Genomic DNA, 14,766 nt, shown 5'->3' on the forward strand with positions numbered 1-14,766 from the left:
TGCCGAACGGCGACGCGATCAACTCGTCGTCGACGTTCGACTCGATCCGCTCCTTCTACAAGGACGACCCGGCCTGGTCGAAGATCGAAAGCTATCTCGGGGGCGGTGCGGTGCCCTCGTTCACGTACCACCGGTTCTGGGCCCAGGCGGACATCGCCCTGGCCATGGGCTCGTACGCGGAGCTTCTCGAATAGCCCCCGCCGGGCGCTCCGCGGGTTGTGCGGTTTTCGTCTGCGGGCCGTGAGTGGCTGGTCGCGCCCGCGCGGCGTAGCCGCATATGGACGCAGCCCCGCGCCCCCAAGACAGCGTCCGAAGCTCTGCGTACACGGCCCTGCACCTGACGCGGGGCCACCACGGCCGGGCGGCTCCACCCGCACAGGGGCCGCCCGGCCCTCGCACGTCCCCCTCACGGAAGGACCCCCACCGTGCGAAGAACCCGTATCCTCACGGCCGTGCTGGCGCTGGCGGCCGGTTTGTTGTCGGGCGCGCCCAGCGCCCTGGCCGCCGGTCCCCCGGCGCCGAAGCTCGCCGCCGACACGTACACCTGGAAGAACGCGCGGATCGACGGGGGCGGGTTCGTACCCGGTATCGTCTTCAACCGCTCCGAGAAGAACCTGGCCTACGCCCGCACGGACATCGGCGGCGCCTACCGCTGGCAGGAGTCCTCGAAGACCTGGACGCCGCTGCTGGACTCGGTCGGCTGGGACGACTGGGGGCACACGGGCGTCGTCAGCATCGCGTCCGACTCCGTCGATCCGAACCGGGTGTACGCGGCGGTCGGGACGTACACGAACGGCTGGGACCCGAAGAACGGTGCGGTGATGCGCTCCTCCGACCGGGGCGCGAGCTGGCGGAAGGCCGACCTGCCGTTCAAGCTCGGCGGCAACATGCCGGGGCGGGGCATGGGCGAGCGGCTGGCCGTCGACCCGAACCGGAACAGCGTGTTGTACCTGGGCGCCCCCAGCGGCAAGGGGCTGTGGCGGTCGACGGACGCGGGCGCGACCTGGTCACAGGTGGCGAACTTCCCCAACGTCGGCAACTACGCCCAGGACCCGAGCGACACGAGCGGCTACGCGTCCGACAACCAGGGCATCGTCTGGGTCACCTTCGACGAGTCCACGGGCACCGCCGGCAACGCCACCAGGACGGTCTACGTCGGGGTCGCCGACAAGGACAACGCGGTGTACCGGTCGACGGACGCGGGCGCGACCTGGCAGCGGCTGGCCGGGCAGCCCACCGGCCACCTGGCGCACAAGGGCGTCCTCGACGCCAGGAACGGTTACCTCTATCTCGCGTACAGCGACAAGGGCGGCCCGTACGACGGCGGCAAGGGCCGGCTGTGGCGGTACGCGACGGGCACGGGGACCTGGACGGACATCAGTCCGGTGGCGGAGGCCGACACCTCCTACGGGTTCAGCGGGCTGACGGTGGACCGGCAGAAGCCGGGCACGGTCATGGCGACGGCGTACAGCGCCTGGTGGCCCGACACGCAGATCTTCCGTTCCACGGACAGCGGCGCGACCTGGACCAAGGCGTGGGACTACACGTCGTATCCGAACCGCGAGAACCGCTACACGATGGACGTCTCGTCCTCGCCGTGGCTGACCTGGGGCGCGCATCCGCAACCGCCCGAGCAGACGCCGAAGCTGGGGTGGATGACCGAGGCCCTGGAGATCGACCCTTTCGACTCGAACCGGATGATGTACGGGACGGGGGCGACGATCTACGGCACGGAGAACCTCGGGAACTGGGACGCCGGCGGCAAGTTCACCGTCAAGCCGATGGTCCGGGGCCTGGAGGAGACGGCGGTCAACGACCTGGCCTCTCCCCCGTCCGGCGCCCCGCTGCTGAGCGCGCTCGGCGACATCGGTGGCTTCCGGCACACGGACCTGACGAAGGTGCCGTCGATGATGTTCACCCAGCCGAACTTCACGACGACCACGAGCCTGGACTTCGCCGAGTCGAACCCGAACACGGTGGTGCGGACGGGCAACCTGGACTCGGGACCGCACATCGCGTTCTCGACGGACAACGGCGCCAACTGGTTCGCCGGGACCGACCCTTCGGGCGTGAGCGGCGGCGGCACGGTCGCGGCGGCGGCCGACGGCAGCCGGTTCGTGTGGAGCCCCGAGGGCGCCGGCGTGCACCACACGACCGGCTTCGGCACGTCGTGGCAGGCCTCCGGAGGGATTCCCGCCGGGGCGGTCGTCGAGGCGGACCGCGTCGATCCTAAGACCTTCTACGGCTTCAAGTCCGGCAAGTTCTACGTCAGTACGGACGGCGGGGCGACCTTCAAGGCGTCACCGGCGACGGGGCTGCCGAGCGGTGACAGTGTCCGCTTCAAGGCGCTGCCGGGCGGGAAGGGCGACGTCTGGCTGGCCGGCGGCGCCACGGACGGCGCCTACGGCCTGTGGCACTCCACGGACGGCGGGGCGAGCTTCACCAAGCTGGCGAACGTCGAGCAGGCCGACACCGTCGGCTTCGGCAAGGCGGCACCCGGCGCCTCCTACCAGACCCTCTACACCAGCGCGAAGATCGGCGGCGTGCGCGGCATCTTCCGGTCCACCGACAAGGGCGCCAGCTGGACTCGTATCAACGACGACGCCCACCAATGGGGCTGGACGGGCGCGGCGATCACCGGCGACCCGCGCGTGTACGGCCGTGTCTACGTCTCCACGAACGGCCGGGGCGTGCTCTACGGCGACAGCTCCGGCGGCGGCACCACGGATCCGGGGCCCGGTCCCGACCCGACGCCGACCGGTGCCTGCAAGGTGACGTACAAGGTCACCAGTCAGTGGTCGGACGGTTTCCAGGCGGACGTCCAGCTCACCAACACCGGTACGAGCGCCTGGAACGGCTGGTCGCTCGGCTGGACCTTCGCCGACGGCCAGAAGCTGACGCAGGCGTGGAACGCCGAGACGGCACAGTCGGGTTCGGCGGTGACGGTGAAGAACGTCGGCTGGAACGCGAGCGTGGCGGCGGGGTCGTCGGTGAGCTTCGGGTTCACCGCGAGCCGCTCGGACACGAACTCGAAACCGGCCGCCTTCAAGCTGGGTGAGCAGACCTGCGCTGTTGCCTGAGGGGTTGCTGCTGGAGGGGCGCGCGCCGGACTGGGCGCCGCGCGCCACCGTCGGCGTGGAATCGAGAGGCGGCAGGGGCAGGGGATGCGGAACACTTGCCCGAGTGATCGTGATGCAGCCCGTCCTGGAGACCGGCGCCCCTGACGGCTTCGGCTTCTGGCCCGTCGCCGAGGCCGAACCGTCCGGCTACCTGCCGCTCAGCGGCGGGCTGTCCCCCGCCGAGGTCGGGACGGCGGTGATGTGCATCGCCCGCTGCAACGACATCGACCCCGGGCTGGACGACCGCCCACCGCGGCCCGCCGACCCGCTCGGGTCCTTCCTCCACGGGCTGCTGACCTTCGACACCCCCTTCGCCGCCGGCGGCATGCGGGTCACGGACCGCTCCGACGGCACCGCCTTCACCCCTGGCTGCTGCAACGGGCTGGAGGACTGGCGTGACTGGCACCAGGTCCTCGACGGCAGCGGCCCGGCCTCCTTCGGCCACGACCCGGGCCCGTGCGCCGAGCGCCTCGGGGACACCGTCCGGCTGACCGTCGACGCCGAGCGGAGCGACAGTCCGGTGATCGAGCTGTCCGTCACCGAGCTGCACGACCTCCTCCGCGGTGCGGAGCGTGACCTGACGGGCTTTCTCGCGGCCGCGGCCGAGTGGGGGACCCGGTACCTGCCCGGCCGCTCCGCCTCCGTCACGGCCGCCCTCGCCCGCGCCCTCGCCCTGCCGTTCACCCGGCCTTCCGGAACGACCGCAGGCTGAACACCGGGTCGGGGCGGGGCCGGTCCTGGTCGGGGAGGTGTGCGAGGCGGGTGGCGAATCCGTCGGCGAGCGGGTCGCCCGGGGGCAGCGTGACGAACCAGCCACGGCGCAGGTCGGCGATCGTGCGGCGCGGGCTGCGGCCCTGGCCGAGACCAGTGAAGGCGGCCTGCCCGGCCGGGGCCAGGCCGTGGGCCGCGGCGCAGGACTCGACCTCCGCCGCCGCGTCCCGGACCGGGCTGGGCGGCCGGGAGGACAGGACGACATCGATGTCACTGCCCACGTTGTGGGAGGCGGCCTTGTCGACCGTGGTGACGTAGACCCCGCCGGGCCGCAGCACCCGGGCGCATTCGCCGACGATGGCCCGCACCTCGGCGGGCCCGGCGGCCAGGTGCAGCAGCCACACGCTGCACACGGCGTCGAACTGCCCGTCCCGGAAGGGCAGCCGGCGGCTGTCGGCGCGCACGACGGCGCCGGGGAGCCGTGTGGAGGCCTGCCGGGCCATCGCCGGGGAGAGGTCGACGCCGGTCACCCGCAGGCCGTCGCGGGCGGCCGCGAGCCGGCGGGTCACGATGCCGGTGCCGCAGGCGACGTCGAGCAGGCTGCGCGCGTCCGGCGATACGAGGCTCAGCACCGCTTCCGCGGCGGCCGCCGCCCTGGGCTCACCGCCGCGCGAGGCGTCGTACCGCTCGGCTTCCTTGTCGTAGTCGAGCACCTCGTCAGTGTGCCCCGTGCCCGGGGGCCAGGTCCTCCACCCTGCGGGCGAGCTCGAAGTCCTTCTCGGTCACGGCGCCGCCCGCGCTGTGCGTGTGCACGGCCAGGGAGACGGTGTTGTACCCGAGCGTGAGGTCGGAGTGGTGGTTCAGCTCCTCCTGGACCTGGGCGATGTGCACGACCATCGCCGTCGCCGCGAAGTGCGAGCCGAGCCGGTAGGAGCGGATGAGGCGGTCCCTGTCGAGCGACCAGCCCGGCAGCTCGGCCAGCCGGTCCTCGACCTCCTTCTGCGACAGCGGTTCGACGGGCATGGGCCGCACTCCTTCCCTGGCTGCTGGTCCTCCCAGCCTGCCACAGCGGGACGGCCGTGGCCCTGGTCAGAGGGGTGTGCCTGTCCGGCACGACCGGTTCTCGACTACGGTCCGGGCATGACCACTCACCCGTCCACCGCCGAGAAGGGCGCGGGCCCCCTGCTGCGGGCCTGGCGTGAGCAGCGGCGGATCAGCCAGCTGGAGCTGGCCCTGCGCGCGGACTCCTCGGCCCGGCACATCAGCTTCGTCGAGACCGGCCGCTCCCGGCCCAGCGAGGAGATGGTGCTGCGGCTGGCCGAGCATCTGGACGTGCCCGTGCGGGAGCGCAACGCGCTGCTGCTTGCCGCCGGTTACGCGCCCCGCTACCCAGAGACGCCGCTGGACGACCCGGCGCTGGGCGCGCTGCGGGAGGGCATCGAGCGGCTGATCGGCGGCTACGAGCCGTATCCCGCGCTGGTGGTGGACGCGCTGTACAACGTGGTGGCCGCCAACCGGGGGGTCATGACGCTCGTCGACGGGGTCGGCGAGGCACTGCTCGAACCGCCGCTGAACGCGATGCGGCTGGCCCTGCACCCGCAGGGCCTGGCGCCGCGCATCCGCAATCTGCGTGCCTGGCGGGGGCATCTGCTGGAGCAGATGGAGCGGCAGATCGCGCTGCACCGCTCCGAGCCGCTGCGGGCGCTGTACGAGGAGGTGGCGGCGTATCCGGTGCCCGACGCGGATCCGGCGGACGAGCCGTCGGAGCCGGTGCCGTACTTCGCGCTGCCGCTGCGGATCGAGCACGAGGGGCGGACGCTGTCGTTCGTCTCCTCGATCTCCACGTTCAACACGCCGATGGACGTGACGGTCGCCGAGCTGGCCATCGAGACGCTGCTCCCGGCCGACCCGGCGACGGCCAAGTACCTTCAGGCGTCGCTGTCCTGACGGGCCTTCAGAGCCAGGTGCTGGAGGACGGCGAACCCGGCCACGGCCAGGGCCTGGAGCACCGTCCACACGGCGCCCGGCGTGCTCGGCGTGAGCCACAGCGCCAGGGCCGCGAGGCTCACCGCCGCCCAGGCGAGGTTGCCCTCGACGACCGCTCGCACGCCGAGCGCCGGGGGCCGCCTGCGGGCGGCCAGCAGGCCCACGCCCGCCGAGTAGAGGGCGAGGAACGCGCCCAGGGCGAGCAGCAGCGTGGCGTCGACTCCGAGGAACCGCCCCAGCGGGCCGGAGAACGCCAGGTAGGCGAGCGCGTTGGCGCCGGTGACGACGGCGTCCAGGGCGAGGAAGCGGCGCAGCATCGACTGCGGTTCCACGGTCCGGGCGAGTGCGGCGAGCTGGATCGCGGACATGGGGAATCACTCTCCGTCGGGTTGTGGTGCGGCAGCTGGGCCGGGTCCCGGGCCGGAGTGCGCCGGCCCGGGACCCGGTGCGTTCACGATCCCGTTCCGGCGGCGTCCGGTCGATTACCCGCGGGGTAATGCCCTTGCCTCTCCTCCCTTCCGGCGATCTTCTCGGTGCGAGCCCTGTGATGCGGCGGCCCGGACGTGACAGACTGATCGCAGGCTTGGGCACGTTGGGGAGGCGTGGCGTGAGTGAACGGCGGGCCGCACCCACCGTGGGCCAGGTGGTCCTGGGCAAGCGGCTGCAAGAGCTGCGCGAGGCCGCGGGCCTCAGTCGTGAGGAGGCCGCCAAGGTGCTGCGGGTCGCCCCGGCGACCGTCCGCCGGATGGAGACCGCCGACGTCGCGCTGAAGATCCCCTACGTGCAGATCCTGCTGACGGCGTACGGCGTGGCCGAGGACGAGGTGACCGCGTTCGTGGACCTCGCCGAGGAGGCGAACCGGCCGGGCTGGTGGCAGCGGTTCCACGACGTGCTGCCGGAGTGGTTCAGCCTGTACGTGAGCTTGGAGGGCGCCGCGCGGATCATCCGGTCGTACGAGCCGCACTTCGTGCCGGGGCTGCTGCAGACCGAGGGGTACGCGCGGGCCGTGCTGCAGGCCGGGACCATCGCGAACGCCGGGCCGGAGGCCGTGGAGCGGCACGTGTCGCTGCGGATGGAGCGGCAGCGGCTGCTGGACCGTCCCGATCCCCCGCACCTGTGGGTGATCATGGACGAGACGGTGCTGCGCCGCCCGGTGAGCCTCGACGGCCGGGTGATGCGCGACCAGCTGGACAAGTTGCTGGAGTACGCCGCGCGCGACCGCGTCACCCTCCAGATCGCCGAGTTCGCCGACGGCCCGCATCCGGGGACGTACGCCCCCTTCTCGCTGTTCCGCTTCGCCGAGCCGGAACTGCCCGACATGGTCTTCACCGAGTATCTGACCGGCGCGCTGTACCTGGACTCCCGCAAGGAGGTCTCGGCGCATCTGGAGGTGCTGGACCACATGACGGCCGGGGCGGGTTCGGCGCAGCGTACGGAGGAGCTGCTGCGGGAGTACCGGGGACGGTACTGACCCGTACGGGCGCCGTCGGCGGGTGCGCTGCACGGCCCGGCCCTAGCGTCGGGATGGCGGGCAGCAGGCAAGTGCCCGTGAAGGAGGTCCGATGCCCGGATTCGAGGTGCTGTACCAGGCGGCCGCGCTGTGCCTGATGTACCCCGACGACGACTTCCGCGCCCGGCTGCCCCTGCTGCGCGAAGCCGCCCCCCAGCTGCGGGAGTTCGCCGACCACGCGGCCGTCACCCCGCCGAGGGAGCTGGCCGCGCACTACGTCGAGGTGTTCGAGGCCGGGCAGGACCACAGCCTGTATCTGAGCGCCTGGCGCGAGGCCGCCCCGGCGCCCTCCGAGGAGCTCTACCGCGCGCACGGCCTGGAGACCACCGGCGAGGAGCCCCCGGACTTCCTGCCCGCCGTCCTGGAGCTCACGGCCCGCACCGGCAGCGACGGGCTGCTGACGGAGCACCGTGACGGCCTGGACCGGCTCAGGTCCAGGCTCACCGACTTCGGTACCCCGTACGCCACGGTCCTGGAGGCGGTGTGCGCGACGTTGCCGCCCGCGCACACCGGTCCTTGACCCCTGGCGCGGTTACGGGATGCGGCCGTCGGGCAGAGCGCCGGAGAAGGCGCGCACCTCGTCCACGTCGCCGTGCAGGTGCTCGCCCCAGCCGTCACCCGTCCGGGCCCGGCCGATCTGGAGGGGGCCGGAGGCGCGCCAGCCGTTCGGGAGGGCCGCTGTGGCGTCGGCGCCGCTCTGGCCGTCGACGTAGAGCTTCACCTTGTCGGTCGCGTCGTCGTAGACCACGGCGACGCGCTCGCCGATGCCGTCGCGGCCGTCCGCCCTCGCGAACCGGGCCACCACGGTCTCGGGGGCGCCCCGCTCGTCCCTGTGCGGCATCACCAGCTGCCAGGCGTGCTGCTCGGGCTGGTAACGCACCTTGAAGGCGTCGGTGTGCTCACCGGGCAGCGACAGCACGGTCATGGGGCGCTCGGGTTCCCTGTCCGCCAGCTGCACGACCGCGCTGATCGTGAAGCTGTCCGAGGTGTCGACCACGGGTCCCTCGGCGATCGCGTGACCGGTCTTGCCGTCGAGTGCCAGGTGGCCGTCGCCGGCCAGGGGCTGCGGCGGGAGCGTGCAGTCCGGGTCCAGCCACCACTCGCACGAGCCGTCCGGGACGCGGTAGATCGTCGCACCGGGTCCCAGTTTCAGGGGCGCGCCACCGTTCGCGTCGGGGCTGGCGCCGTCCGGGGCCGTCTCCAGGGACCAGTGCCCGCGCAACGACGTTTCGCGGTGCGCCAGTTCGGATGCCTCGCCCGGCACGATCACCCGGTCGTGGACCCTGACGCCGCCCAGCTCGCCGTGCCAGCGGTCGTGGTAGCCGTTTCCGTCGCGGACCCGGCCGATCTGGAAGGCGCCGGCGGTGGCGGTGGGCGTGGCCACGGCCCCGGTGCCGACCTCATGGCCGTTGACGTACAGCTGCGCCTTGCCCGTCTCGGCGTCGTACACGCCCAGCAGGTGGGCCCATTCGCCGGTCTCCGGAGCACCGCCCGACACGGTTGCGCCGCCGACGGTGAACGACCAGTCCGGCGTCTCGCCCCGGGCGTTCAGACCGAGGGCGAACGCGGCCGCCTGCCCCGCGTCCTGGCCGGCGACGGTCATGTTCCGGCCGGTGTCGGCCGGGCGGGCCCAGGCGCTGACCGCGAAGCTCTTGCGGGGGTCGGCGACGGCCGGGGCGTCCGTGGTGAGGTAGCCGTGGCTGCTGCCGTCCAGGGTCGCCGACGCGGTGAGCTTCGTGCGCGCGGGGGCGGGTGCGCCGAAGGTGACGCCGGTGCCGGCGGCCGCGTCGGAGCCCGCCTCGGCGTCGGCGGAGGTGGCTCCCTTCGCGTCGGCCAGGGGCCAGTGGGCCACGGGCGCGCGGCCCGACTTCACCATGAAGTCGTACGACGACTGGCCGCTGCTGCGCCCGGCACGGTCGATGGCCCGGACGGTCAGGCTCTCGGGGCCCGAGTCGAGGGGCAGGAAGGGGATGGTCACCGGCCCGCCGGGGCGCTCGGGGCGGGCGGTTCCGTACGGGCCGCCGATGAAGCCGTAGCTGTAGGCCACGACGTCGTCGGAGGGCGAGTCCATCGTGAAGTGGCCGTAGACGCCCACTCCGTCGACCCAGAAGACGTTCTCCGGGTATTCCGGCGAGGAGATGGTCGCCTTCTCCGGGTTCACGTCGTCGTAGACGAACTCGCAGACGGAGCCGTCACCCTCGGAGCTCCAGGGTGAGGTCGCCTTGCCGTCGTTCGCGCGGACCCGCCAGGAGATGACGGTGTCGGGCGGGACGGAGCCCTCCGGCATGTGCCACCGCTGCGGGTTTCCGGAGTGTCCTTCGAGCGTCGTGCGCGTGAGGCGCTGTTCCACCCCGTCGGCGTCCGTCCACCACGCCTCGAACTCGCCCTTGACCAGGTTGGCCTCGGCGGGGTGGTTGTCCTCCTCCGGGTCGTACAGGACCGCGCTCAGGACGGGCGCCCCGGAGACGTACACCCTCCGGTCCCCCGCCGCGCACTCCTTGCTCCCCGTCTCCAGGTCCTGGACGAGCGGCTGCTTCGGCGGCAGGTTGTCCGCGGCCTGTGCCGCGCCGGTGCCGGTCGTCATCACGGCCGCCACCGCACACCCCACCGCCAGCAGTCTGTGTCCGCCGGATCTCTTCAGTGCGTCCAACTGTCCCTCCCCTGTGAACTTCCCTCGGCCCACCGGTCTCACGGGCTGCTGGAGGTTAACAGGGGGCACTGACTTCGCAGTAAGGGATTTCCCTGCCGTCGCGGGGAGTCGGGCTAGGCGGCGCCGCCCTTCTCGTCCCGTCCGTTCTTCTCCTCGTCCACGATCTCCGCGTCCACGACTTGCTCCTCGTCCTGCGGCGCGGTGGGGGGCTCCTCCGTGGGGGCCTGCTGGGCCTGGGCGTACATCGCCTGGCCCATCTTCTGGCTGACGGAGGCGAGTTTCTCCACACCCGCGCGCAGGGCGACGGTGTCCGCCTGCTGTGCCAGCTGCTCCTTCACCTCGGCGACGGCCGACTCGACGTCGGACTTCGTGTCGGCCGGCACGCGGTCGCCGTTCTCGCGGAGGAAGTTCTCGGTCTGGTAGACGAGTTGCTCGGCCTGGTTGCGGGTCTCGGCGGCCTCGCGGCGTTTGCTGTCCTCCTCGGCGTACTGTTCGGCCTCGCGCATCATCCGGTCGATGTCGTCCTTGGGCAGGGCCGAGCCGCCGGTGACGGTCATCTTCTGCTCGCGGCCGGTCGCCAGGTCCTTGGCGGAGACGTGCATGATGCCGTTGGCGTCGATGTCGAAGGCGACCTCGATCTGCGGGACGCCGCGCGGGGCCGGCGGCAGGCCCGTGAGGTCGAAGACGCCGAGCTTCTTGTTGTACGCGGCGATCTCCCGTTCGCCCTGGTAGACCTGGATGCCGACGGAGGGCTGGTTGTCGGCCGCCGTCGTGAAGATCTCCGAACGCCGCGTCGGAATGGTCGTGTTGCGCTCGATGAGCTTGGTCATGATGCCGCCCTTGGTCTCGATGCCCAGGGACAGCGGGGTGACGTCGAGCAGCAGGACGTCCTTGACGTCGCCGCGGATGACGCCCGCCTGGAGCGCGGCGCCGACGGCCACGACCTCGTCGGGGTTGACGCCCTTGTGCGGGTCCTTGCCGGTGAGTTCCTTGACGAGGTCGGTCACCGCGGGCATCCGCGTCGAGCCGCCGACGAGGATCACGTGGTCGATCGCCGAGAGCTGCACGCCGGCGTCCTGGACGGCTTGGTGGAAGGGTGCCTTGCAGCGGTCCAGCAGATCGGCGGTGAGCTCCTGGAACTGGGCCCGGGTCAGCTTCTCGTCGAGGTGCAGGGGCCCTTCGGCGGAGGCCGTGATGTAGGGCAGATTGATGGTCGTCTCGGTCGAGCTGGAGAGCTCGATCTTGGCCCGCTCGGCGCCCTCGCGCAGCCGCTGCACCGCCATCTTGTCGCCCGCGAGGTCGACGCCGTTCTGGCCCTTGAAGCGCTTGATCAGGTACTCGACGACCCGCTGGTCCCAGTCGTCGCCGCCGAGGTGGGTGTCGCCGTTGGTGGCCTTCACCTCGATGACGCCCTCGCCCATCTCCAGCAGCGACACGTCGAAGGTGCCGCCGCCGAGGTCGAAGACGAGGACCGTCTGGTCGTTCTCCTTGTCCAGGCCGTAGGCGAGGGCCGCGGCGGTCGGCTCGTTGATGATCCGCAGCACCTTCAGGCCGGCGATCTCCCCGGCCTCCTTGGTGGCCTGCCGCTGGCTGTCGTCGAAGTAGGCGGGGACGGTGATCACCGCGTCGGTGACGTCCTCGCCGAGGTAGGACTCCGCGTCCCGCTTCAGCTTCTGCAGCACTCGCGCGGACAGCTCCTGTGCCCGGTAGCGGGTGCCGTCCACGTCGCCCTCGGCGGGGAAGCGCCAGTGCGCGTCGCCCATGTACCGCTTGACCGAGCGGGCGGTGCGCTCCACGTTCGTCACGGCCTGCCGTTTGGCCACCTCTCCGACCAGCACCTCGCCGTTCTTGGCGAACGCCACGACCGAGGGTGTGGTCCTGGCGCCCTCCGCGTTGGCGATGACGGTGGGCTCGCCGCCCTCCAGCACGGCGACCACCGAGTTCGTGGTTCCGAGGTCGATCCCGACCGCTCGTCCCATCGCTGTCCCCTTCCGCCCGGGCGACGACTCTCCACACCATCCAGCACAAAACTTGAGTGCGCTGTTGTCAATGCCGCGATGGGGTGATCGGTCCGCGCAGGGACACCGCGCGCCGGGGCCGGTCGGTGACGAGCACGTCGACGCGCGGGTGGGCGAGGAAGGCCCGCATGAGGGTGTCGTCGTTGACGGTCCAGACCATGGTGAACAGGCCGTGCCGGGTCGCCTCGCGCAGCACGTTGGTCCTGGCCAGCCGCTGGTGGACGGCGACGCCGTGCGCCCCGCAGGCCCGGATGCGGCGGGCGGGGAACAGCTCGCTGAGCCGTGTCCCCGGCAGCCGGGCCAGGGCGAGTTCCCGGCGGTCGCGCCCCAGGGACAGGGCGGTGCGCACGCCGGGGTGGCTCCGGGTGACGGCGGCGACGGAACGGTCCTCCAGGGTGGTCACGACGAGCCCGTCCGTGCCGAGCAGGGCGACCGCCCGGTCCACCACCTCGCGCTCGTAGCCGGCCTCCTTCAGGTCGAGGTGGGCCACGAGTTTCCCGGCGATCAGCGCCATGACCTCGTCCACCACCGGCACGGCGTACCCGGCCCGCTCGCACAGCCCGGCATACGTGAGCGCGGACAGCGGCGGCCCGGCGGGGCCGACCCGGGGGTCGTGGTAGACGACGAGGACCCCGTCCCCGGTGCGGCGGATGTCGAACTCGACGTACTCCGCCCCGGACCCGATCGCGTCCTCGTACGCCTCCCAGGTGGCGGGTCCCGCGCGCTCGGAGCCACCGCGGTGGGCGGAGACGGCGGGGTGGGGCGTCATGGTCGTCGGCTCCCGGAGGGCGAGCGGGGAGGCGGGACGGGGGCGAAGGCGTCGTCGGGCGGGGGCAGCAGTGAGCCGGAGCGCGTGCTGACCCGTCTGAGCAGGATCCAGCCGATCACGACCAGGACCACGAAGGGCAGCCAGGCCAGCGCGTAGGCGGTGCCGTAGGCGCGCACGTCGAGGATGGACCGGTGCTCGTCGACGTTCGTGCCGTTCACGCCGAAGAAGGCCAGCAGCAGTGTCGGCGGCAGGGCGATCAGCGTGGCCGCGGCGACCAGGCCGGAGACAGTGCGGTCGCGGCGGTCGTCGCGTTCGGCGAGTTCGGCGTCGAGGGCGGCGGAGCGGGCGCTGATCACCGAGGTGAGGCGCTCGACCATGCGCGCCGAGTTCTCCAGGCTGTCGCGGATGCCGAGGGCGTCACGCAGCGAGGACTGGAACGCCTCCGTGACCATCTCGGGGATCAGCAGGCTGTCGACGTAGGCCTCGACACCGAAGGCCAGGTCGAGCTGGAGTTCGTTGACGCCGGCGGAGAGGCGGGAGATCAGGGAGCGGATCTCGGTGGGTGAGTCGGTCAGGGCCTGCTCGTTGGCCTTCATCATGGCGAAGGCCGCCAGCCGGGCGCGCTGGAGCACGGACAGGGCGGAGATCATGCCGACCGCGACGAGGACCAGGCCGTTCTCCACGTGCGGGGCCCAGCCGGCCTGGACGGAGACACCGCGGCCGAGGGCGGACAGGGTGAGGCCGTGGTTCCTGACGTGGGGCGCGAGGCTCGCGACGGAGGGGGTTGCGGGGTTCCAGGGCATCCGGCCGCGGTAGACGATCTCGTTGAGCAGGATCGCCTTGCGGGCCTCGTCGGCGCTGAGCAGTTCGCGCTGTAACCGGCCGCCGGGGAAGACAAGTTGGTGCACGTTCTGGCCGAGGGCGAGCGGCCGGCCGCCGAGCGGTGCGGCCAGCGTCTGCAGCAGCGGGCGGTCGTCGAGCTCGATCCGCTCCCGGTCGAAGCAGGTGGTGGCCAGCCAGACGGCGAGGTCGCCGGCCGTGGTCTCGCCCGCGAAGGAGCAGTCCACGACGAGGGTGGCGTCGCCGCGCGGGGTGGTGACCACGAGGATCCGCAAGGACGCGAGGCCCAGGCCGTGGTCGCCCTGCGGCAGCCGCAGCCGCCCGGGCGCGATCCGCTCGTCGAGGACCGGGACGGGCAGCACGTCCTGGCTGGTCATCAGGTGAGAGGCGAACCGGCCGTAGTCGTAGCGGTCGACCAGGGCGCCGAGGGGGGTGTCGCGGGGGCGGAGCCGTCCGGAGAGGCTGAACAGCAGCAGGACGCGGGTCCGGTCGCGGGTGGCGGAGTCGAGCACCGTGGCGTTCGTGGACGTTCCCGGCAGCATCGCGTTCCTTCCGGCCCGGCGGTTCGAGGCGTCTGGTTGATACCCCGGCCGGGGGTGGTGAACCGACGACGACGCGCGGGCCGCCCCTGGTGGGCGGGCCCGCGCGACGGGCGTGCGGCAGGTCAGGCGAGCTTGGCGGTCAGCGTGATGGGCGTGGCCTTGAGGGCCTGGCTCACCGGGCAGCCGACCTTGGCCTCCTCGGCGGCGGCCTGGAAGGCCGCCTCGTCGATGCCGGGGACCGTGCCCTCGACGGTGAGGTGGATGCCGGTGATGCCCTCGCCGGGCTGGAAGGAGACGTCGGCCGAGGTGATGAGCTTGGTGGGCGGCGTCCCGGCCTTGTTGAGGATGTTGGAGAAGGCCATGGAGAAGCAGCTGGAGTGGGCGGCCGCGATCAGCTCCTCGGGGCTGGTCTTGCCGTTCGCCTCCTGGGCGCGCGAGGCCCACGTGACCGGCTGCTCGCCGATGGCCCCGGAGGAGTCGAAGGTGACGACACCGTTGCCCTCGAGCAGGTTGCCTTCCCAGACGGTGTGTGCGGAGCGCGTGGTAGCCACGAGTTCTTCCTTTCGCGTGCGGACTCGCGTGCGGGCCCGTCGCCGGGCCCCGTGTCCCCCATCCGATCAC

Annotated in this window: 14 protein-coding genes; 6 read left to right on the forward strand and 8 right to left on the reverse strand. The window is 72.2% G+C overall.

Going from position 1 to position 14,766, the window contains the following annotated elements; all coding sequences use genetic code 11:
* The 3 genes from OO68_RS16600 to OO68_RS16610 form a co-directional block, all read left to right on the forward strand.
* Positions 1-194: glycoside hydrolase family 48 protein (locus OO68_RS16600; protein ID WP_033309138.1), on the forward strand; the 194-nt coding region annotated here is incomplete at its 5' end.
* A gap of 231 nt (positions 195-425) precedes the next feature.
* Positions 426-3,080: a cellulose binding domain-containing protein gene (locus OO68_RS16605; RefSeq protein WP_033309139.1), complete on the forward strand. Its 2,655-nt coding sequence runs from the start codon at positions 426-428 to the stop codon at positions 3,078-3,080.
* Between the two features lie 112 nt (positions 3,081-3,192).
* Complete coding sequence (locus tag OO68_RS16610; protein ID WP_209442593.1) at positions 3,193-3,831, forward strand: hypothetical protein; 639 nt, start codon at positions 3,193-3,195, stop codon at positions 3,829-3,831.
* Here OO68_RS16610 and OO68_RS16615 read toward each other — a convergent pair.
* Together OO68_RS16615 and OO68_RS16620 are read right to left on the reverse strand one after the other, a co-directional pair.
* On the reverse strand, positions 3,800-4,543 hold the full coding sequence (locus OO68_RS16615; RefSeq protein WP_033309141.1) for a class I SAM-dependent methyltransferase: 744 nt from the start codon (positions 4,541-4,543) through the stop codon (positions 3,800-3,802). The genes OO68_RS16610 and OO68_RS16615 overlap by 32 nt on opposite strands.
* A gap of 4 nt (positions 4,544-4,547) precedes the next feature.
* Positions 4,548-4,853: a 4a-hydroxytetrahydrobiopterin dehydratase gene (locus OO68_RS16620; RefSeq protein WP_033309142.1), complete on the reverse strand. Its 306-nt coding sequence runs from the start codon at positions 4,851-4,853 to the stop codon at positions 4,548-4,550.
* A gap of 117 nt (positions 4,854-4,970) precedes the next feature.
* Between OO68_RS16620 and OO68_RS16625 the strand changes: the two genes are divergently transcribed.
* Complete coding sequence (locus OO68_RS16625; protein ID WP_033309143.1) at positions 4,971-5,777, forward strand: helix-turn-helix domain-containing protein; 807 nt, start codon at positions 4,971-4,973, stop codon at positions 5,775-5,777.
* On the opposite strand, the gene OO68_RS16630 is transcribed toward OO68_RS16625, so the two are convergent.
* Positions 5,759-6,184, reverse strand: a complete 426-nt coding sequence (locus tag OO68_RS16630; RefSeq protein WP_033309144.1) for a hypothetical protein — start codon at positions 6,182-6,184, stop codon at positions 5,759-5,761. The two genes, OO68_RS16625 and OO68_RS16630, sit on opposite strands and share 19 nt — an antisense overlap.
* Before the next feature lie 239 nt (positions 6,185-6,423).
* Between OO68_RS16630 and OO68_RS16635 the strand changes: the two genes are divergently transcribed.
* Positions 6,424-7,287 (forward strand): Sco1979 family transcriptional regulator, encoded by an 864-nt coding sequence (locus OO68_RS16635; RefSeq protein WP_033309145.1) that lies wholly within the window; start codon positions 6,424-6,426, stop codon positions 7,285-7,287.
* 91 nt (positions 7,288-7,378) lie between these two features.
* Positions 7,379-7,846 (forward strand): nitrate reductase molybdenum cofactor assembly chaperone, encoded by a 468-nt coding sequence (locus OO68_RS16640; RefSeq protein ID WP_033309146.1) that lies wholly within the window; start codon positions 7,379-7,381, stop codon positions 7,844-7,846.
* 12 nt (positions 7,847-7,858) lie between these two features.
* Here the strand turns inward: OO68_RS16640 and OO68_RS16645 are convergent, their stop codons facing one another.
* The 5 genes from OO68_RS16645 to OO68_RS16665 all read right to left on the reverse strand — a co-directional run bounded on the left by OO68_RS16645 (position 7,859) and on the right by OO68_RS16665 (position 14,696).
* Complete coding sequence (locus OO68_RS16645; protein ID WP_033309317.1) at positions 7,859-9,910, reverse strand: LamG domain-containing protein; 2,052 nt, start codon at positions 9,908-9,910, stop codon at positions 7,859-7,861.
* Between the two features lie 179 nt (positions 9,911-10,089).
* Positions 10,090-11,955: a molecular chaperone DnaK gene (gene dnaK / locus OO68_RS16650; RefSeq protein WP_033309147.1), complete on the reverse strand. Its 1,866-nt coding sequence runs from the start codon at positions 11,953-11,955 to the stop codon at positions 10,090-10,092.
* Between the two features lie 67 nt (positions 11,956-12,022).
* Complete coding sequence (locus OO68_RS16655) at positions 12,023-12,763, reverse strand: glycerophosphodiester phosphodiesterase family protein (protein WP_033309148.1); 741 nt, start codon at positions 12,761-12,763, stop codon at positions 12,023-12,025.
* On the reverse strand, positions 12,760-14,145 hold the full coding sequence (locus OO68_RS16660) for a hypothetical protein (protein WP_033309149.1): 1,386 nt from the start codon (positions 14,143-14,145) through the stop codon (positions 12,760-12,762). Before OO68_RS16660 ends, OO68_RS16655 begins: the two co-directional genes overlap by 4 nt.
* Positions 14,146-14,267: 122 nt before the next feature.
* Complete coding sequence (locus OO68_RS16665) at positions 14,268-14,696, reverse strand: OsmC family peroxiredoxin (RefSeq protein ID WP_033309150.1); 429 nt, start codon at positions 14,694-14,696, stop codon at positions 14,268-14,270.
* Positions 14,697-14,766 lie beyond the last annotated feature (70 nt).

It is taken from the genome of Streptomyces iakyrus, from assembly GCF_000717055.1.
Lineage (GTDB): Bacteria > Actinomycetota > Actinomycetes > Streptomycetales > Streptomycetaceae > Streptomyces > Streptomyces iakyrus.